This is a genomic window from Gemmatimonas sp. (assembly GCF_031426495.1).
In the GTDB taxonomy this organism is placed as follows: Bacteria; Gemmatimonadota; Gemmatimonadetes; order Gemmatimonadales; family Gemmatimonadaceae; genus Gemmatimonas.
Window position 1 is genome coordinate 101,376 of record NZ_JANPLK010000043.1, and the last position, 19,861, is coordinate 121,236.

Here is a 19,861-nt window from a genome sequence, read left to right on the forward strand (position 1 = left end):
CGCCGAGCGTACAGAAATCAGGAGAGTTCGTGCAAATCGCGCGGGAATCCGGTCAGGACCCTCGGACCTGCATCGGACAAGAACACGTCATCCTCGATTCTCACCCCACCCCAGCCCGCCCGATAGATCCCGGGCTCAATCGTAACCACCGTGCCGGCAGCGAGGGGAGACTCGACGACGCGGGCCAAGCGAGGCGCTTCGTGCACTTCCAGCCCGATCCCATGACCGAGCGAATGTCCGAACGCCTCACCAAATCCGCGAGCGTCAATGTAGTCTCTCGCGACCGCATCTGCAGCCATCCCCGTCATTCCGACCCGAAGCGCACCCGAAGCGCGCAAATTCGCGTCGCGGACGATGTCGTAGATCTCTCGTTGCTCGTCCGAAGCGCGGCCGAGCACGAACGTTCGCGTAATATCCGAGCAGTAGCCCGCCGCCACGGCGCCGAAGTCAATCAGCACCAAATCACCCGTTTCGAGCAGTCGATCGCCGGCGCGAGCGTGCGGCAGCGCTGAGCGCGGACCGGACGCCACGATGCTCGGAAAGGGAAAGGCCTCGCTCCCAGCTTCCCGCAGATGGCGTTCGAGCATTCCCGCGACCGCTGTTTCGGTGATCCCAGGGCGCAACAGGGGAACCGTCTGACCCAGGGCGATTTCCGCTATCGCAACGGCGCGTTGGATGTGAGCCAGTTCGCCGGCGTCCTTCACGACGCGCAATGATTCAACCACCTCGGTCGTGGGACGCCAGGACCAACGAGCGCCCTGCTCCAACAATCGGGCAAAGTCCCGATGCATCAGGTGCATCGATTCAAAACCGATCCGTTCCACGCTCGGCATCGTCCCGAGCTGTGCCCAGAGTCCCGTCCAGAGGTTGGTACTCTCGATACGAACGCTTGCGGTCGACCCGATCTCTTCCTCGACCTGCGTCGCGTACCGGAAGTCGGTGAGCAGCACGCAATCCTTGGCCGTGAGCACGAGCAACGCGTTGCTGCCGGAGAAGCCCGTGACGTAACGGATATTCGCCAGCGAGGTCACCAACAGCGCGTCGAGATCGGCCCGCGCCAAGGCATCGCGCAACGCCGTGAGCCGCGCCGGTCGCGCATCGATCGGGCTCACTGCCGCCGCAGCACTCACGAGCGCCGAAGGAGGGCGGACACCAGCCCGCGCAACGCGAATTCGTAGCCGTCGGCACCGAGTCCCGTCACGCTCCCGATCGCGGCACCGGCGAGCATGCTGTGATGCCGTTCCGGCTCACGTGCGTACACGTTGGAGAGATGAATTTCCACGAAGGGAATGGACGTGGCCGTGAACGCATCGCGCAGCGCGAGGCTGGTGTGCGTGTATGCACCCGCGTTCACCACCACTCCCTGCACCACGCCGCGCCACGCGTGCAGGATATCGATCATGGTGCCTTCCACATTCGACTGCGCCGTCTGCAATTCGACGCCGAGATCCGCGGCAACCCGCGCGAGCCCGGCGTTGATATCGTCGAGTGTCGCCGAACCGTAGATATGCGGTTCGCGCGTGCCAAGCAGGTTGAGATTCGGTCCGTTCAGAATCCCGATGATCACGAATTGCCCAATCCTTTCAGCCACGCAGAAAACTGCGCGAGATCATCGCTCACCGTCGGAGACGGTGTCTCAGGCGCCGGCTCGCGCGACGTCGCCTGAACGGAGGACGGCGAAGGGGTAAGCGGCGTCGGCGTCGTGGCCGGGTCCGGGAAGAACCGATCGAAGGAGAATGGTCCGCCCGCGTCGGACACTGCCGCCGTGGCGATCGGCGTGGCCGAACGCATCGGCGTCGCCGTGCGCGCGGAACCACCGAGCATGGCTTCTTCGAAGGGGAGTTCGCCGCCGAAATGGCTGATCTCGTCGATCGGAGCGAAGGCCTCCGCCAGCGCGCGGGCCGCAAGATCATCCTGCACGGGGGCCTCGCCGCCGAACAACGAGGCCAGCCCATCGGCCGGCGTTTCCACGGCCATCGAGGCGCGCGGCGGCGTACGCCGCGGCACGCGACGCAACGCGAGTCGGGCGAACCGCTCACGCGCCGTGACGCGCTCGACCGGCTCCTCGCTGTACACCGGGGTATCGTGCACCGGCGAAGAGGTCGGCGTCGCCGAGAGCGGCGTGATGAACCGGGGCGTCACGCTCGCCACAAACGCGGGCGTCCCCATGGCTGGCGTGGCGACGGAGGGCATCGGCAGCTCCGGCGTGAGGAACGCGGGCGTGGGGAATGCGGGAGCCGCCGGAAGTGTGTCTGCGGTGAGACGCTCCTGCAGCTCGGCGAGGCGCGACGTCAGGACAGGGTCGTAGGGACGCCGGCGTACCAATTCCTCGTACACGGATACCGCGCGCGCCGTGAATCCTTGAGACACGAGCAACTCACCCATCGTTTCCGTGACGAAGGCGGGGTTGCTCTCCTCCGGCATCACGTCCGCGAAACTGGCCTCACGCGGATCCGATTCGTCATCCACGCGGGCGGAATCGGACGGGCTATCTACGAACAGTGCCGCCACTTCCGGTGCTGCCACCGGCTCCGCAGACACGTGTTCGGCGGCGTGATCGACTGGCAGCCCCGATTCCGAGACGGACACGATCTGCTCGTGGGCCACCGCTTCACGTTCCGGAGCCGGCGCGAGCCACGGCAGTTCATCGGCCTCCGCTGACGTCGGCACGGACGTCGTCGCCACGATCCACTCAGGCTCCTCATCGTCGAGCTCGTCAAGCTCGTCAAGCTTTTCGAGCTCGTCGCTGGCGGTCATCTCTTTCGACTCGGCCATGGCCGCACTCTCGACTTCAGTCGAACCTTCGACTTCGACCTCGACCTCGGCCGCTGGCGCGATCTCGTCGTCCGACTCAGCGTCAACCGCATCGCCGTCGAGGTCGACGATCTCCGCATCTTCCGTGTCCGCGACGATTTCCGCTTGCCGTTCGCCGGCGCTATCGAGTTCGTTGGTGTCGGCCGTGGCCGGTTCGTCGGCTTGACCGAACTGGGCATCGATATCAGCCAGCAGCGCGTGCTCATCGAGCACGGGAATCGGCAGCGGATCTCCCGGCTCAGCGCCGAAGGCGGCGACCGCCTCCGGCGTGAGCGTTGAAACGAACGCGGGTGTGACGCTGCGCGGTGTCGCGATGCGGGCGACCAACTCCGCGGTGTCCGGCCAGTCGGGCGCGATCAGCCCTTCTTCGAAGGTCGCCTCCTCGGTGGCAGTGTCACTGAAACCGAAGGGATCATCAGCGGTCGCCTGAGGTTCGATTTCTCCCCCGGCGGCTTCAATCGCATCGAGATCGAGGAGCTCCGGCTCGTTGATTACGGGCGCTTCGGCCGCGGACACGGCCGACGGCTCGGACGCCCTCGGGCTCTCCGGCGGCGGCGCGTCTGGCTCGCGAAGTCGGGCGTTGATCTCGTCGAAATCGACGGCACGCAACGCGGCATCGGGGGTCGGAATCGCTCCGAGCCCGATCGGCGCCATAGAGAACGCCGGCGTGAACGCAGTCGATGCGGGTGACGAGGCAGTCGGCGGCGCAAAGAACGGCGAGACCGACGGTGGAGCCGGTTGGGGTTCCGGCACCACCGGAACGGCGTATACCGGCGTGGCGAGCGTCGCCAGTTGGGCAGCGATGTCGTCGTTCCGCGGGTCCGCTTCCAGCACGCGCTCGTACCATCGACGCGCCCCAGCCGTGTCCCCTTCCCACTTGGCGATGTCGCCCAGGTGGCGGAGGGCCTTCAAATTTTCCGGGTCGAGAGCGAGGGCTTGCTCGAACACAATACGCGCCTCGGACAGATCGCCCGATTCGTAGAGTGCCTGGCCAAACACGATGTACCCGCTCATGTGCTCGGGCTGCTTGGGCAGGAACTCCCGGCAGAGGGCAATCGCCTCCGACAGGTGTCCTGCTTTCCGCAACTCGTTCGCCAAGGGGGCGAAGTAGCGACGCGGGTTTTCCTCGAACTTTTTCCGGAGTTCGTCGATCCGGGCAGCAGTGCTCATCCGTCCAGTGCCCTCGTAGTGATGTTTCCCGGCCCGATGCGAGGCGCCCGTTCCGTCGGTGTGACGGGCCCCACGCAACAACTTATTAGCGGTGGCCGTTCCGGGAAGTCATTCGCGGTGATGTGGTGCATCGTCTCCGCTTGTCTTGCTATTCGCGACTCGCGGCGGCTAGCTTGAAAGACTCTGCGGCATACGCCTCTCCCATGGAGGTGCGTGTGCCTTTCTGTTTGTCCAGCTTTTCCGCCCCAAGGAGTCTCGCCCCGTGCTGCAATCGATGCGGAGCGCCGCGAAATACATCTGGATCGTGCTGATCGTGGCTTTCGTCGGCAGTTTCCTTTTGTACGAGACCTCGGGTCTCGCAGGCCGCTCGCCCGTGACGACCACCACCGCCATTGCGACGGTGAACGGCGAAGAGATCCTGCTGACGTCGTGGCAGAATGCCGTGAACTCCCTCGAGCAGCAGCAACAGCAGCAGCTCGGTCGGGGAATCACGCTCGACGAGCGCAAGACGCTCGAAGACCGTGCATACGACGAACTGGTGACGGAGCTGCTGCTCCAACAGGAATACAAGCGTCGCGGCATCACGGTTACTGACGACGAAATCCTCGAAGCGGCACGACTCGCTCCTCCGCCGCAGGCCATGCAGTCTCCGGATCTGCAAACGGACGGACGTTTCGACCTCTCCAAGTACCAGCGTCTGCTCGCCAGCCCGATGGCGCGGCAGTCGGGCATGCTGGCCGGACTCGAAGCCTATTACCGCAATGAGATCCCGAAGCAGAAGCTCTTCGACCAGATCGCGTCCGACGCGTACGTGTCCGACGAGCGCTTGTGGCAGATCTATCGTGACCGTCACGACAGCGCACAGGTCAGTTACGTGTTGGTGGGCCAGAATGCCCTCACGGACACGGCCGTCACTGTCACAGACGCTGAGCTCTCGCAGTTCTTCGATCGGAATAAAAAGCGCTTCACCCGTCCGGGCCGTGCCGTTGTCTCGCTGTTGACGGTCCCCCGCACGGTCACGGCCGCTGACTCGGCCAGCGCCAAGTCGCGCATCGAGACACTGCGTGCCGAAATTGTCGGCGGTGCCAAGTTTGAAGACGTCGCGAAGCGTGAATCCACCGACAGCGTCTCCGGCGCCAATGGCGGTTCGCTTGGCAAGGGTGGCCGCGGCCGCTTCACGCCGAACTTCGAGTCGGCAATGTACAGCCTCAAGCCGGGCGAGCTGTCGCAGCCTGTGCTTACGCCGTTCGGTTGGCACCTGATCCGCGTCGATTCGAAGTCCGGTGACACGCTCGACGTGCGCCACATTCTCGTGTCGGTCGGCCAGAGTGATTCCAGTGCAACGCGCACCGATCGTCGGGCCGACTCGCTGGCCAGCAAGGCCGGCAGCCAGGAAGATCCGAAGGCGTTTGACGCGGCGGCGAAGGCCCTTGGTCTGTCGCCGGCCTCCGTCGTCGTGTTCGAGAAGGAGCCGCTTTCCTACGCCGGCCGTTATGTGCCGAGCGTGAGCGCGTGGGCGTTCTCGGGCGTGCGGGCGGGTGAGACGAGTGACCTGTTCGACTCACCTGAGGCGTACTATCTGGCGCGTGTCGATTCGCTGACGCCGGGCGGCCAGCAGCCACTCTCGGAAGTCAAGGAAGACATTCGTCGTCGCCTCGCCAAGGACAAGCGCATCGAGAAGTTGCGTCCGATCGCCGAGCAGATCGCCGTGGCCGCACGCACGTCGACGTTGGAAGCGGTGGCTGCCCAGCGCGGCCTGCAGGTTGAGAAGTCGCCTGCGTTCTCCCGTGTCGACGCCGTGGCCGGCATCGGCCAGTTCGAGCCCGCCATCGGTGCCTCGTTCACCGTGCCGGTCGGTCAGGTTGGCGGTCCATTCAAGGCCGTCGATGGTATGGTGGTGCTCCGCGTCGACAGCCGTACCGATGCGAGTCGTCCGGCCTTCGAAGCCGACAAGACCACGCAGCGCCAGCAGCTCCTGCAGTCAATGCGACAGCAGCGGGTCGACGAGTTCCTCACGAACCTGCGCGAGAGCGTCACGGTCGTCGACAAGCGACCGACTGTAATGTCAGCGTTGCGTCGCCAGTCCGGCGTCTGATCACCGACGCCGCATAGGAAAAGCCCCCGCGATGCCAAGGCATCGCGGGGGCTTTTTACTACGTCGAGCGCGAAGGTCAGTTGAGCAAACGCTTCGGCTCGGGACGCTCTTCTTCGGCCGTGGTCTGTTCCGCCGTGCCACCGCCTACGCGATCATTTCGCGGCGCCGGCTCGGTGATCTGACGCTGCGCATCAGAAAGGTTGCGCTTGAACTCGTTGATCCCCTTGCCGAACGATCCTGCGATTTCCGGAATGCGCTTGGCTCCGAACAGGAGCAGCACAATCACGAGGATGATCATGATCTCCATGAAACCGAAATTCTGTAAACCCATGGGAAACTCCTAGAAGAGGGACCGCGCGATCAGGTAGGCGATCAAAACTCCCAGGAGGCTCAAGAGCGAGACATCCAGGGCGACAGGTCCAACAGCAAACTTCAATATAATCAGATCGATCGGAAGAGGGCCGATTGCCGGCGTCACGCCGGTGGTCAGGAACTCCTTCACCGCGCCGGCCGGCAGAAACCGACGCGCGATCTGCGTCAACAGGCCGCCGGCCACAAATCCGGAGGCGAGCACCAGAACATGGAACACCGGACGGTGCTTGGATGGTCCACGCGCCATCACCAGCGCCGCTCCACGACGTACGCAATGGCGTCCGTCAATGCTGTACGCGCCGCGCAATCCGGCAAATCGGCCAGCGCATCCTCCGCCTCACGAGAAAACTGATCGGCTCGGCGCCGGGCGTAGTCGAGGCCGCCATGGTCGCGAACGATGGTTACCACCTCGGCAATTGCCTCGTCTTCCGGCTCGGCATCGGCGAACAGAGCGTCGACGCGCTGGCGCGCCGACGCTGGCATTTCGCGCAGCGCCGCGATCAGCGGGAGCGTGACCTTGTGCTCCTTCAGGTCAAGTCCACTCGGCTTCCCGGTCATCTCCTGCCCTTCGGTGTAGTCGAGCAGATCATCGGCAACCTGGAAGGCCATGCCCAAGCGTTCGCCGAACCGCGCGAGTGACTCGCGATGATTCGGCGCGCCACAGAGGGCGCCGACTTCGCAGGAGGCCATGAAGAGCGATCCGGTCTTGGCCCGGATGAGTGTCTCGTAGTCCCGCTCGGTGAACGCCAGCGCATCGTATGCCGCGAGCTGGCGGATTTCACCGAGGGTCATCTCGTTCGACGCCTGCGTCACCGCCTTCATCGCTTCGAGATCGCCCAAGGCGACGAGTTCACGCAGCGCTCTGAGGTACAGATAATCGCCCATGATCACCGACACCTGGTGACTGAACAACGAATTCACGGTCGGCATGCCGCGCCGGAGTGCCGAATGATCGACGGCGTCGTCGTGAACCAGCGTCGCGAGGTGAATGAGCTCGATGATCGCCGCAAAGGTAATCGCGCGTGCGGGCGGCTCATGTTCGACACTGCTGGACAGCAGCAGCAACGTGGGACGGAAGAGTTTCCCCTTCATCCCCATCAGGTGCTCCTGCACTTCGTTTACCAGCGGCACATCCGCGGAAACGATGCGCCACAACTCCTGCGACACCTTGGACAAATCGTCCTGCACGGGCGCCTGAATGTCACGCAGGGCCGCCGCCAACGCCGTCGGCGTCCGCGTGGAAAGCGTCATCGCGCTACCTGGTCGAGCGCCGCCAGTCTGACGGCAGCGTCACGGAAATGGATGTCGGTCGCATACACGCGCTGATAATAGCTACGAGCCTCGTCCCAGCGCTGCAGCGCTTCGCACGAATATGCGAGAAGATAGAGGACGCCCACCCGTTGCTCGTCATCCAACCCCGGCTCGTGAAGGGCTCGGGACAGTACCGTTGCAGCCACTTGGTGCCGTCCCTGCTCCACGAAACATTGCCCCAAGGCCTCGTAGGCGGGAAGTCGGTGGGACCGGCTTCGCAGCGCCTTCTGGAACTCTTCGATCGCATCATCGAGCAGCCCCATTTCCTTGTAGGCAACTCCGAGGTCATAATGGCTCTCGTGGTCGTCCTCACCGAGTGAACGCGCGACCCCCTCCTTGAAGTGCCTGAGGAGCGCATCAAAATCGGCCTGTTCGTCGCCACTGATAGCCGGTTCTCGCATCCGCATGCGAGTCGAAGCCGGCGCGTCGTCGTCGCGCAGCCAATCGGCGAGGTCGACAAAGTTGGCGTCACTCCCCGGCTTCGGCGGTGGGGGCGGGGCGGCGCTGCCGAGGGCCGCTCGGGCGCGGTCGTCATACGGGTCGATCTCGAGCACGCGCGCATAGACGGCACGGGCCCGATTCTCCTCGCCGATCCGCACGAGCGCATCAGCCAAATCGAGGTACGCGACACGGAGTCGCCCCTGATCCTGAATCCGAACCGACAGCTCGACGCGCTTCTGGTGGAACGCGACACGCTCCGGCGCAACTTGGACGAGGGTATCGGCAATGTCGGCGCCGGCATGCAGATCGCCCTGAGCGACCAGCCCCTGCTGCGCCGCTTCGAGCTCGGCAAGTCCGGCGTCCCGCTCCCCTGCTTCGAACAGCGCTTCCGCCAACCGACGACGCAGCAGCCAATCCTGTGGCAGCTTGGCCACCGCCGCCCGCAAGGCGTCGCGGCGCGACGACGCGACCAGCGTCGCCTCGGCGGCCACGGCGGCAATCGGTAGCGACGGTGTGACCGTGACGGGTCGGACATCCTCGCGATTCGCACGGTCGACCTTGTCGTCCTCCTCCTCGGAGGCCTCGACGTCGTTTCCGGACCCGCCAGCGTTCGAGGGCGTCTGAGATAAATCGGCTGCCGGCGTCGCTGCGGTGATACCGCCGGGAGCCGACGCAGCAGGAGTGGCGGACGCGTCCGCCTCCTTGATCTGGGCCTCGGCGCCCACATGCGACGCCGAGCGTGGCCCGTTGTGATCGAGTGCGGTGAGGCCCGCTTCGACGAGGTCGTCGTCGAGCAACAGCGGCGGCAGCTCGCCGGGGAGGATGAAATCGTGCGGATCGATCCGGAAGGGTGCCCGTTGCACCACTGCCGGCTCATCCATGACCAGCATCGGCGCCTCTTCCAGTATTTCGAACGCCTCGTGGTCCGCGGCGGCTTCCGCCTCTGACTCGGCGACCAGCTGCGCACCAGCAGCGATCGCCGCATCGAGCTCCGGCACGGGGGCGATCTCGAGCGGCTCGATATCGTCCGCCCCCAGCTGCAGGTCCAGCTCCTCCTCGACCTCGATCCACTCAAGTGCCGGCGACTGCAGCGGCGTCTCGGTGTGGATGATGTTCGCGACGCCGGGATCGTCCGCGGCGTGCGCGAAATCCTCGGCCATGACCTCGTCGAGATGTTGATGCGGATCGGGGATCGCCGTTTGTTCGCCGGTGGGTTCGAAGCCACGCTCCTCGTGTACCTCGGCGAGGCCTTGCACGTCGGGCCGCCAGGTGACGTCCAACGGATGTACCGCGGGATCGACCACCACGTCAGCGGACTCCAACTCGTCGACGGTCAGCCCTTCGAGTGGCGTGGCACCAAAATCCGCGAAGTCGCCGGCGGCCTCCAGTCCGGCGAGTCGCTCTACAACAACCGGCTCCTCAACCGGCTCCTCGGTCGACGCTTTCGCAGGCTCTTCCACCGGTGCTGCTGCCGACATCGACGGATCAAAGATCATAAACGCTTCGAGGGCCGGACCGACCGACGTCTCCGCCTCAGGCGCGACGACGGGCGTAGCGACGGGCGTAGCGATAGGCGCTTCGACCGTGAAGGCCGGTACAATCGCCAGCGGCGGCGGCGTCGGCATGCGCGTCTGCCGCACCGGCGTGCGACGTGCAACCGGCGCGCCGTAGTCGACTTCGAGAAAGATCAGATCCTGGGACTTGTCTCGACTCACCGAAGGCGCCACCTCGTCGCTGAGCGCCATCGAGGCGCTGGACGGTGTGCGCCGCCGCGGGAGCACGATGCCAGCCCGATCGGCATGCTCGTCGACGAGACGCCGCACCTCGGTGAGCTCGGGCATGAGATCGGCGACCTCGGCGAGGGCACGCATTCCCTCGTCCACGCGCTCTTCCTGCTGCATGCGCGTCGCGTACTCGAGGAAATTCCTGGTGGCGTCGCCCCGCAGTCCCTTCCGCGCGCAGATGCGTCCTAGCGTGAAGTAGACATTGGCGCGACCCGGCGCATTGCGCAGGATCTTGTTGCAGAGCGCGATGGCATTGTTGAAGAGGCCGGAGTTCGCGTAATGCTCGACGGCCCGCTCGTAGTACGTGATCGCGTCAGGAACGCGCCCCTGGCGCAGGGCGAGGTCACCGACCTTGTTCAGAAGCGCGACATCCACATCTTCACCCGCCAGTTCGCTCTCCTCAATCGCCCTCACGTAAGAGGCGATCGCGCGATCGATCTGTCTCAGCTGCTCGAACTCAGCCGCCTTCTTACGGTGCTTCGCGGCGCTAGACATGAGTGCGAGAATGACTCCGAGTTGCTGGACGAACGACGCGTCGACGGGCTCGCGAGAGAATCGTGAAGACGTCGGGGCGGAAGCTGCGGAAGCTAGGGTTCACGCGGACAGGTGACAAGCACGCCCGCGAGCCCACGCCACTCGACACAGACGCTCGCCAAACCAGTAAGGCAACGCTCGGAAGTCGTCAGCGGCGTGCACCGCGATGTCGGCACGGAAGCCTTCCCGCAGTTGGCCGGTGTGCCCGGCCAACCCCAGTGCCGCAGCCCCGTTAACGGTGCCGGCGAGCCAGGCCTCCGATGCCGAGAGGCGCAACTGACTGACCGCGAGCGTAAGCACCAAGGGGAACGATTGCAGCGGCGACGTTCCGGGGTTCAAGTCCGTCGCGACGGCGATCGCGACACCGGCGTCGAGCATTGTCCGCGCGGGGGCCTGACGCCCCGTCCCAAGAAAGAGCATGGTCGCGGGCAGCAGGGTGGCGACCGTGGACGAGGCAGCCAACGCGGCAATCCCTTCGGGCGAAATGGCGGCGAGATGATCGGCACTGACCGCCCCCAGCGCAGCGGCCAAGACCGCCGCTCCGCCATCGTGCAGCTCGTCGGCGTGCAGCTTCAGGCGCATGCCATGACCACCTGCTGCCTCGAGCAGCCGCCGCGTTTCCGGCACTGTGAACACGCCCGGTTCGCAGAACACGTCGGCGAACCCCGCCAGCTGCTCGGCCGCGACGGCGGGATAGAGCTCGTGGATCAGGCACTCGATCCACGCCGCCCGCCCATCGAGGAGCTCGCGATACTCGAGCGGCACTTCATGCGCGCCGAGGCAGGTCGCGACGACGTTGAGCGGACCGGCGTCGGCCAATCGAGCAATCACCCGCAGGGTCCGCAGTTCGTCGTGCACGGTGAGTCCGTACCCGGACTTGATCTCCACGGTGGTCACGCCGCCGGCGGCCAGCGCACGCAGCCTCGGCAGTGCGAGAGCGTACAACTCCTCATCGCTGCGCGCGCGCAAATCCCGAACCGAGGCGTGAATGCCGCCGCCGCGTCGGGCGATTTCGAGGTACGGAACACCGGTCGCACGAAGCTCGTGCTCGTCGTACCGCGCGCGCCCGAACACGGTATGGGTGTGCGAATCGACGAACCCGGGGGCGAGCACGCCTCGATCGCAGTCGATCTCCACCGCATCGGGATATCGACGGCGCAGCACGGCGTCGTCGTCCACCGCGACGATACGTTCTCCCTGCACCGCCACACCGACGCCCACCTGCACCGCCGCATCCTGCATCTCGGCACCGCGTCGCGCGCGCGCCGGACCGGCACAGGTGACCGTCTGCGCAGCATTCACGAACAGTGTGACCGTCTCGTCGTCCGTCCTCGGTGATTCGCTCATGCCATCACATCCCGCACGCGCGACATCAGGCGAAGCGGTGCCTGCGCTTCGCCGCGGCAGGCATAGAAGCACGCATTGCAGTTGATCGGCTCGTACCCCTTGTAGTCCTGCCAGCGCCCATCGGGCTTGAAGTCAGGACAGCGGCGCACCAACCCTTGCGGGTCGATATGAATCGTGGTCGAACCGCTGCGACAGGGCTCGGTCATCTCGCCGCGTACGTAACGCGGAATCTGCTCGAGATAGTAATCCGAATTCGTGATGACACCGCGCTTGCGCTGCTTGTAGGCGAGCAGCTGCTGCACGACCTTCTCGAGCTCACGCTGCTGCGTATCGCCGAGCAGATAGTCGCCGTTGCCGTTCTTGAAGTCGGTGTACAGCGAAAAGTTCACGCCGCCGCCGAGCGCCGCCGCGCGCTCGACGATCGGCATGATCTGATCGAGATTGTCATTCTTGATCACGGTGTTGAAACGCACGCTGCCGATCCCCGCGTCCTTCATGCGCGGCACCAGATCGAGAATCTTCGCCGACAGACCTGGAATGCCGCGCGCGACGTCGTGGCGCTCATCGAGATAATCGAGCGAAATATTGAACTGATCGACGCCGGCATCCCACAGCGACTTGGCGCGGTCGAGCGACAACATGGCCCCGTGCGTGATCATCTGCACGTACGTGTAGCGAACGGCCTTCCGTACCGACGCGACAATCTCTTCGAGGTCCTTGCGCAGCGTCGGCTCGCCGCCGGTAAACGTGACGAGCATCGGCGAGAAGCGGCGCGCGATCTCGGCGAAGTCGCTCATTTCGCTGTGCTTCGCCTCGGCGGGCGTCTTCCAGTAGTCACAGAAGCCGCACTTCGCATTGCAGCGCATCGTGACTTCGAAGTTCAACAGCACCGGTCGATTTCGTGCGCGCAGCCACGCGTACTTCCCGAGGAAGATCGGCACGTGCCACGGACGATATCGACTCGACAACATCAGCCTTCCTGCATGGGGAGACGAATCCCTTCACGGGCCGCCGTTGCAATTGCGATGTCATAGCCGGCATCGGCATGGCGGGCCACACCGATGCCGGGATCATTGGTGAGCACGCGCTCGAGCCGTCGACGCATACGTTCACTGCCGTCGGCCACGATGACCTGCCCGGCGTGCAACGAGTTCCCGATGCCCACACCACCGCCGTGATGGAACGAGACCCACGAGGCGCCGCTGGCGACGTTGAGCAGCGCGTTGAGAATGGCCCAGTCGGCGATGGCGTCACTCCCGTCCCGCATCGCTTCCGTTTCGCGAAACGGTGACGCGACACTGCCGGTGTCCAGATGATCGCGTCCGATAACGATGGGGGCCGACACTTCGCCTCGCGCCACAAGATCGTTCAGGGCGAGCGCGAACCGTGCGCGGTCGCCTTGTCCGAGCCAGCAGATCCGGGCCGGCAAGCCTTGGAACGCGATGCGCTCACGGGCGAGTTCGATCCAGCGACGCAACTGCGCATCGTGCGGAAAGAGCTCGAGGACCAATTCGTCAGTACGCGCGATGTCGGCGGGATCACCGGAGAGCGCTACCCAGCGAAACGGACCCTTGCCTTCACAGAACAGCGGCCGCACATACTCCGGCACGAAACCGGGAATGCGAAACGCATCGTCGATGCCGGCGTCGAACGCCACCGTGCGAATGTTGTTGCCGTAATCGAAGGCGATCGCGCCGCGGTCCTGCATCGTGCGCATGGCCCGTACGTGGTCTACGACCGACGCGGTAGAGCGCGCGATGTACGCGGCAGGATCCGACTCGCGCAACGCCGCGGCGTTCGCCAGCGACACGCCAGCGGGGACATAGCCCACCAACATATCGTGCGCGCTGGTCTGGTCGGTGACCACATCGGGGGTAATGCCGCGACGCACGAGCTCGGGCAACACGTCGGCCGCATTGCCGACTAACCCCACCGAGAGCCCCCGCCGTTCCGCTTGGGCATCGCCAAGCCACGCGAGCGCCTCATCGAGCGAGTGCGTCATGCGATCGCAGTAGCGCGTGTCGATGCGCTTCTCGATGCGTGACGCATCGACGTCGATGCCAAGAACGGCTGCCCCGTGCATCGCCGCCGCGAGCGGTTGCGCTCCACCCATACCGCCCAATCCAGCGGTAATCACCAATCTCCCTTCGAGCGTGCCACCAAAGTGCCGACTGGCCACCGCCCCGAAGGTCTCGTACGTGCCTTGGACGATGCCCTGTGAGCCGATGTAGATCCACGAGCCGGCGGTCATCTGGCCGTACATCGTGAGACCCGCGCGCTCCAGCCGACGGAACTCGTCCCAATTGGCCCAGCGGCCCACCAGATTGCCGTTGGCGATCAAGACACGCGGTGCGTCCTCGTGCGTTCGAAACACAGCCACGGGCTTGCCGCTCTGCACGAGGAGCGTTTCATCGTTGGCGAGCGTCTTCAGTGCGCGCACGATCGCATCGAAGGCCTCCCAGGAGCGCGCCGCGCGTCCCGTGCCACCGTACACGACAAGGTCGTCCGGCCGCTCGGCGACATCGGGGTCGAGATTGTTCATCAGCATACGAAGCGCCGCTTCCTGCTCCCAGCCACGGCACTGCATGGTGCTGCCGCGCGACGCACGAACTTCGCGCGGACCACTCGCGGGTGCCGCCGTCGGCGACGAGCTCGCGGTTCCGGTCATACAACGAATCCCTCGGTGATGGCGTCGAGCGCTCCGCCGGCCACGACGTCTCCCAAGCGTGTAATGTCAGGTGCTGGCGGTCGGTCGCCGGTGGCGCGCGCAACGTGCTGTCGGATAATGGCGTGCGCGCGCTCGACGGCCACACTGCTGCGCAACGGCCGACGATACTCGAGTGCTTCGGCGGCCGCGATCAGCTCGATCGCGATCACGTGCCGGAGGTTTCGCACCGAGCGCCGCAGCTTGGTAGCCGCGCCCATCGCCATCGGCACCACGTCTTCCTTGTTGCCGTCGGTCGGAATCGAATCCACGCTGGCCGGATGCGCCAATCCCTTGCATTCGCTGGCCAACGCGGCAGCCGTGACCTGCGCCATCATTTGCCCCGACTCCAAACCTGGAGAGCCGGCTAGAAACGGCGGCAACCCCTGATTGAAATCCGGATGCACGAGGCGGTCAATGCGCCGCTCACTGATCACCGCGAGATTCGCACAGATGATCGCCAGCAGATCGCTGGCCATGGCGACGGCCTGTCCGTGGAAATTGCCACCGCTCAACAACTCGCCGGTGGCGAGCACCAGTGGGTTGTCCGTGGCCGCGTTGAGCTCGCGCGAAATCACGCCACGGGCAAAGCGCAGCGCGTCGAGCGCCGGGCCGTGTACCTGCGGTACGCAACGCAACGCGTACGCATCCTGCACACGCGGATCACCGAAGCGGTGCGACTCGCGAATCTCGCTTCCCTCGAGCAGCATGCGCAGCATCGCCGCGGATTCCATCTGTCCCGACTGGCCGCGCGCCTCCTGAATGCGCGCGTCGAACGCATCGGGTGTGCCCAGCAGCGCTTCGAGGCTCATCGCCGTCGCGACGTGCGCCGCGTGCCAGAGACGGGTCAGTTCGGCGCACGCCAGCGACGCGACCGCCGTATGGGCCTGCGTGCCGTTGATGAGCGCGAGGCCCTCTTTCGCTTCGAGCGTAACAGCCGAGAGACCCGCCAAGGCGAGCAGCTCATGCGAAGGGCCTTCACGTTGCTGATAGCGCGCGGTGCCCTCTCCGATCAGCGTGAGCGCCAGGTGCGCGAGTGGAGCGAGATCGCCGCTGGCCCCGACACTGCCCTGCTCCGGCACGACGGGCCAGACGCCGGCGTTGAGCATGTCGAGCAACGACTCGACGACCACCGGGCGGGCGCCCGCGTACGCGGTCGCGAGGACGTTGGCGCGCAGCAGCATCATCGCACGGACCTCACGTTCCGGCAGCGGATCACCCACACCGGCCGCGTGACTCCGCACCAGATTGCGCTGCAGCGCCGCCAGCTGATCGCCGGCGATCGTGACCTCGGACAGCTTCCCGAATCCCGTATTGATGCCGTACACGGGCTCAGCACGCGCCACGGCGCGGTCGACGACGTCGCGTGTGACTTGCATCCGCGCCCGCGCCTCGGGAGCCAGGCCGACGGCAAGGGCGCCATCAGCGACCGCCATCACGTCGGCGATCTGCAACGAACGTCCGTCGAGCAGCAGCATCGTGTCCTGTCTCCGCGCCGGCAGCGCCGACGGTTCAGTATCCACTCGTCGACCGGTACGTCTGACGGTCGTAGTTGAACTTGAGTTCCGGCTGGGCCTTCAACGCGATGAAGAAATTGAAGGAGAAGCTGCCACTCGGCGTTTGCGAGAAGGCGAACACGGCGTTCCAGTCATGCAACTGCCGCTGCAGTCCCACCTGCTGGCTCGCGAACCGGGCACGTTCGACGTCGTACTGCGTGCTCCACTGCGCCGACCAGTTCTGCGTGATGTTGAACGACATCGTCGCAGAGACATTCTGCGTGGCCGGCTGGATGAACGTCGGCGCGCCGATCGCGCTCTGACCTGATGTCAGTCCGGTGGCCTGCGCACTTTGCGCGTTGAGCAGACACTGGTCGTATACGAAGAAGCCCAACGCGCGCTGCGGTTCGCAAAACGTGGCCGGATCATTCACGATCTGCGTGCCGCCACGCGGCCGTCGCTGACGCGCGGCATTGTACTGCAGATTCAAATTCCATCCGCCACCAGTGGGGAGCGACGCCTGCATGCCGCGCATGTTCCCGCCACCCGCGGCATTCATCTGTCGGCTCTGCTGCGCCACGTTCTGGTCGGCCGCATTGCGCGGCGCATTTGTGGTATCGATCGCATCGAGCGCCGTCGACATGCCGAGCAGGCGGCCGAACAGCGCGACCAGTCCGGACTTGCCGTTGAGCGAGAAGGTAACGCCGAAATCGGTGCGGTACGGACTAAAGGTGGCGGTATCCGAGGCCGGGTCACCCTGAAACAGATCGTACGACGTGCGGAAGTCGAGGCCGGGCAGCAGATCGGTGCGCCCCGAGAGCGTGAACATCTTGTCGGTGAAGCCGTTACCAGTGGAGTCGGCACGGATGAAATCGTACGACAGCGACGAGAAGTTGAGCGCCAACAGTTTGATCTTCTTGCCCGATTCCGGCGTCGAGTCGGAGTCCGACTTGAGCTTCGCTTCCAGGTTGGTCGAGAGGTTGAGCGACACGCGGTTCTGCGCGAGCGACGACAAATAGCCAACCCGCGTGCGCCCGAGCGCCTGGAGATACTCGTCGCTGACGTTGGCATTCGGCGAGTAGCTGTAGCTGAGACTGGGGGTGATCGAATGGCGGACCTTGGCGACCGAGCCGAAGCCGGGCAGCATCGCGTACAGCGTCGGCGACGCCGACAGCGCATAGCTCAAACGCTTCGACTGCTGCACCCACTTGCCGCCACTCCGCTCCGTGCGGACGAACAGCCCCGATGCGCCGTCCACGTTGTTCACCGAAATCGACGGGGACAGGTTCCAGGTGCCCTGGAAGAAGCGCGGCAAGCCGAACGACGTAGTCCAGTCGAAGTTCGACTCGTACGTCTTGGCGAAGATCCGCGTGGAACGGATCGACGTATCGCGTACGCCGATAATTTCACGCTGCTCGGGGAAATTGCGATACTGATCGGACAGCGTGAAGGAGTTGTTCCACTGCCAATCGCCGATCTTGATGGGCGTGTCGAAGCCGAACTGCATGTTCCGACGGCTTGCATCGAACTGCACACTGTCGATGCCGCCGCCCTTGCGGATGTTGTACACGTACGGGAACTGCAGCCCTTGGTCAATGTTGCTCTGTCCCGTGATGGCCAGTCGGAGCGACGGAGTCCAGGCAAACGGTCCGCCGGCGAGCGTACCGGCGGTAACGTTGAGTGACGGGAAATCCATGTCGACCTGCTTCCGCCCGGGATACTGCACGCGGCTGCCGCCGACGTTGATCTGCGCCGGACCGACCTTGGTCTGGTAGTTCAGCTGCGACCGGATTGTCGCGTTGGCGGCCGTCGGGTTGATGGTCGTCTGCCGCTGGATCTGCGTGTTTTGGACCCAGTTCAAGCGGGCCGTAAGACGCGTCTGTCGTGAAAAGTCCTGGTTGTGATTCCACGTGACCGACGTGTTGGTCGTCCCGTTGCGCTGCGCCAGATACGACACCGCGGTCTCACCACTGATGAACCGGTCAAGCCACTTGTAGCGCAGCTCCGCATTGCCCCGCAAGAATCCGGGGTCCTGATCCGTGCTGCGCGCGCCCGAACGCCAGTCGAACGACGCTTCGGCGTTCATGTAATCACTGATCGCGAGGAAGTAGCCGATATTCGATATGCTGCGGCGATACGACGGGCTGTTCCGGAACAGTTCGGCAATGCCGAAGTTCGGCGTGAGCATACCGCTGCGCCGGCCGCTACGGACGTCCTGGAAGAAGAACGGAATCCAGAACACCGGCACTTCGCCGATGTAGAGTACGCCTGGTCTCGCCACCATCACGTTTTCGGACACGAACTTCATGTCCCTGGTCGTAAAGTGAAAATGCGGCTCGGCGTGGTCGCAGTAGGTGAACGAGCCGTTCTTGGCGAACACGATGTGCCGGCCACTGACCAGCGAATCGGAAATGATCGTGCCGCGCTCAGCGCTCAGGAACAGTCGCTGTCCCGAGGTCACTGAGGTCGAAAAGGCGCCCGTGACACCCTGCTTCGAACTCAGGTCGTACTCGATGCGACCTTTGGCGATGAAATCGTCGGCGTCCTGCTGCTGCGGGTCCCGCAGCAGCACCGTATCACCGATGGCGACCACTCGCTTGGTGGAGTCGTTGTAGACGATCGAGTCGCCGATGATCATCGTCTCGTCGCGCTGCACCGCCGATGGCTTGCCCTTGAGCACCAGAGCTCGAGACAGGGCATCGAAGAACACCGTGTCACCCTGATACTGCACCTTGCGATAGCCCTCACGATCGAGGAGGGCGCGCATGAGTGAGTCGGGTGGCGTCCAGTTGAACACCTCGCGATCCTTGCTCAGCTTCGCCAGGCTGTCCTGACCCTGCGCCTTACCCGACGCCGCCTTTCCCGCGGGCGTCGGGCGCGCAGGAATCGGCCGCTGGGCTCGCAGCGGCGCGGAACGTATTGCGGTGCCGAGCACCAGGCCCAGCATCGCCATCGCGACCGAGCGCCAGCCGTGGCGTGCGCGCTCCGCGTGAACGGCAAGCAGTCGACTCACTCGTCCCCGGCAGCAATCCGCCGCTCGCGACGACGACTGATGAACTTCGACACCGTGATCGACACCTCGTACAGCAAATACAGCGGAATCGTCAGCGCGATCAGCGACGTCGGATCACTGCCCGGCGTGATCAGCGCGGCCGCGACGATACACCCTAGAAACGCGTGGCGTCGGAACTTGGAGAGGTACTGCGGCTGCACGATACCCATGGCCGACAACAACGCAATCACGATCGGCAACTCGAAGATCGCGCCGAACGCCAGGCACATCGAGATCACGAAGCTGACGTACTGATCGACCGTCTGCATGATCTGCACGGAGCCACTCTGAAAGCTCATGAAGAAGCTGAGCGTTACCGGCAGCACGTAGAAGAACGACAGCGCCATGCCGGCCAGAAAGAGCACGGCGGCCCCGATCAGCGCCGGGATCACCGCTTTCTTCTCGTGGCCGTACAGCGCGGGGGAGAGGAATCCCCAGAGTTGCCAGGCCAGCACGGGCGACGCGGCGATCAGCCCCAGCGTGATCGAGGCGTCCATCACGATATCGAAGAGGTCGCTCACGTGGGTCACCATGAGCGGCTGCTTCAGATATGGCTGGATCGGCTGCGACAGGAAGGCGATGATGTCGACCTGCTTGGTATACAACAGCGCGAAGGCGACGCCAACGCCGATGGCGATGGCTACGGCACATTTGAAAAGCCGCCAGCGCAGTTCCTCGAGATGATCGAGGAACGGCATTTCCACACTGTTACTGCTGGACATCAGCGGAGTCGTCCTGGTC

14 protein-coding genes are annotated in these 19,861 nt (G+C 64.7%); 1 reads left to right on the forward strand and 13 read right to left on the reverse strand.

Going from position 1 to position 19,861, the window contains the following annotated elements; all coding sequences use genetic code 11:
- Positions 1–17: 17 nt before the first annotated feature.
- From RMP10_RS11650 to RMP10_RS11660, 3 genes are read right to left on the reverse strand one after another with little or no spacing between them, the layout of a single operon-like run.
- Positions 18–1,130: a Xaa-Pro peptidase family protein gene (locus tag RMP10_RS11650; RefSeq protein ID WP_310570422.1), complete on the reverse strand. Its 1,113-nt coding sequence runs from the start codon at positions 1,128–1,130 to the stop codon at positions 18–20.
- Positions 1,127–1,567, reverse strand: a complete 441-nt coding sequence (gene aroQ, locus RMP10_RS11655; RefSeq protein ID WP_345785796.1) for a type II 3-dehydroquinate dehydratase — start codon at positions 1,565–1,567, stop codon at positions 1,127–1,129. Before aroQ ends, RMP10_RS11650 begins: the two co-directional genes overlap by 4 nt.
- Positions 1,564–3,984, reverse strand: coding sequence for a tetratricopeptide repeat protein (locus RMP10_RS11660; RefSeq protein WP_310570424.1), 2,421 nt, complete (start codon positions 3,982–3,984; stop codon positions 1,564–1,566). Before RMP10_RS11660 ends, aroQ begins: the two co-directional genes overlap by 4 nt.
- A 262-nt stretch (positions 3,985–4,246) precedes the next feature.
- Here RMP10_RS11660 and RMP10_RS11665 point away from each other — a divergent pair, with 262 nt between their 5' ends.
- Positions 4,247–6,079, forward strand: coding sequence for a peptidyl-prolyl cis-trans isomerase (locus RMP10_RS11665; protein ID WP_310570425.1), 1,833 nt, complete (start codon positions 4,247–4,249; stop codon positions 6,077–6,079).
- 76 nt (positions 6,080–6,155) lie between these two features.
- On the opposite strand, the gene RMP10_RS11670 is transcribed toward RMP10_RS11665, so the two are convergent.
- The 10 genes from RMP10_RS11670 to tatC form a co-directional block, all read right to left on the reverse strand.
- Positions 6,156–6,410, reverse strand: a complete 255-nt coding sequence (locus RMP10_RS11670; protein WP_171224287.1) for a twin-arginine translocase TatA/TatE family subunit — start codon at positions 6,408–6,410, stop codon at positions 6,156–6,158.
- 9 nt (positions 6,411–6,419) lie between these two features.
- Entirely contained in the window at positions 6,420–6,698 is a 279-nt protein-coding gene (locus RMP10_RS11675; RefSeq protein WP_309670140.1) for a DUF4321 domain-containing protein, read from the reverse strand.
- Positions 6,698–7,702: a polyprenyl synthetase family protein gene (locus RMP10_RS11680; RefSeq protein ID WP_310570426.1), complete on the reverse strand. Its 1,005-nt coding sequence runs from the start codon at positions 7,700–7,702 to the stop codon at positions 6,698–6,700. The genes RMP10_RS11675 and RMP10_RS11680 overlap by 1 nt, the downstream gene beginning before the upstream one ends.
- Positions 7,699–10,482, reverse strand: coding sequence for a tetratricopeptide repeat protein (locus tag RMP10_RS11685; protein WP_310570427.1), 2,784 nt, complete (start codon positions 10,480–10,482; stop codon positions 7,699–7,701). The genes RMP10_RS11680 and RMP10_RS11685 overlap by 4 nt, the downstream gene beginning before the upstream one ends.
- 99 nt (positions 10,483–10,581) lie before the next feature.
- On the reverse strand, positions 10,582–11,868 hold the full coding sequence (hutI, locus tag RMP10_RS11690) for an imidazolonepropionase (protein ID WP_310570428.1): 1,287 nt from the start codon (positions 11,866–11,868) through the stop codon (positions 10,582–10,584).
- Positions 11,865–12,839, reverse strand: coding sequence for a radical SAM protein (locus tag RMP10_RS11695; RefSeq protein WP_310570429.1), 975 nt, complete (start codon positions 12,837–12,839; stop codon positions 11,865–11,867). Before RMP10_RS11695 ends, hutI begins: the two co-directional genes overlap by 4 nt.
- Positions 12,839–14,536 carry a urocanate hydratase gene (gene hutU / locus RMP10_RS11700; RefSeq protein ID WP_310570430.1) on the reverse strand — a complete coding sequence of 566 codons (1,698 nt, stop codon included), beginning with the start codon at positions 14,534–14,536 and terminating at the stop codon, positions 12,839–12,841. The genes RMP10_RS11695 and hutU overlap by 1 nt, the downstream gene beginning before the upstream one ends.
- Positions 14,533–16,095, reverse strand: coding sequence for a histidine ammonia-lyase (hutH, locus tag RMP10_RS11705; protein WP_310570431.1), 1,563 nt, complete (start codon positions 16,093–16,095; stop codon positions 14,533–14,535). Before hutH ends, hutU begins: the two co-directional genes overlap by 4 nt.
- On the reverse strand, positions 16,085–19,081 hold the full coding sequence (locus tag RMP10_RS11710; RefSeq protein WP_310570432.1) for a putative LPS assembly protein LptD: 2,997 nt from the start codon (positions 19,079–19,081) through the stop codon (positions 16,085–16,087). Before RMP10_RS11710 ends, hutH begins: the two co-directional genes overlap by 11 nt.
- Positions 19,078–19,842 (reverse strand): twin-arginine translocase subunit TatC, encoded by a 765-nt coding sequence (gene tatC / locus RMP10_RS11715; RefSeq protein ID WP_309670124.1) that lies wholly within the window; start codon positions 19,840–19,842, stop codon positions 19,078–19,080. Before tatC ends, RMP10_RS11710 begins: the two co-directional genes overlap by 4 nt.
- Between the last annotated feature and the right edge of the window lie 19 nt (positions 19,843–19,861).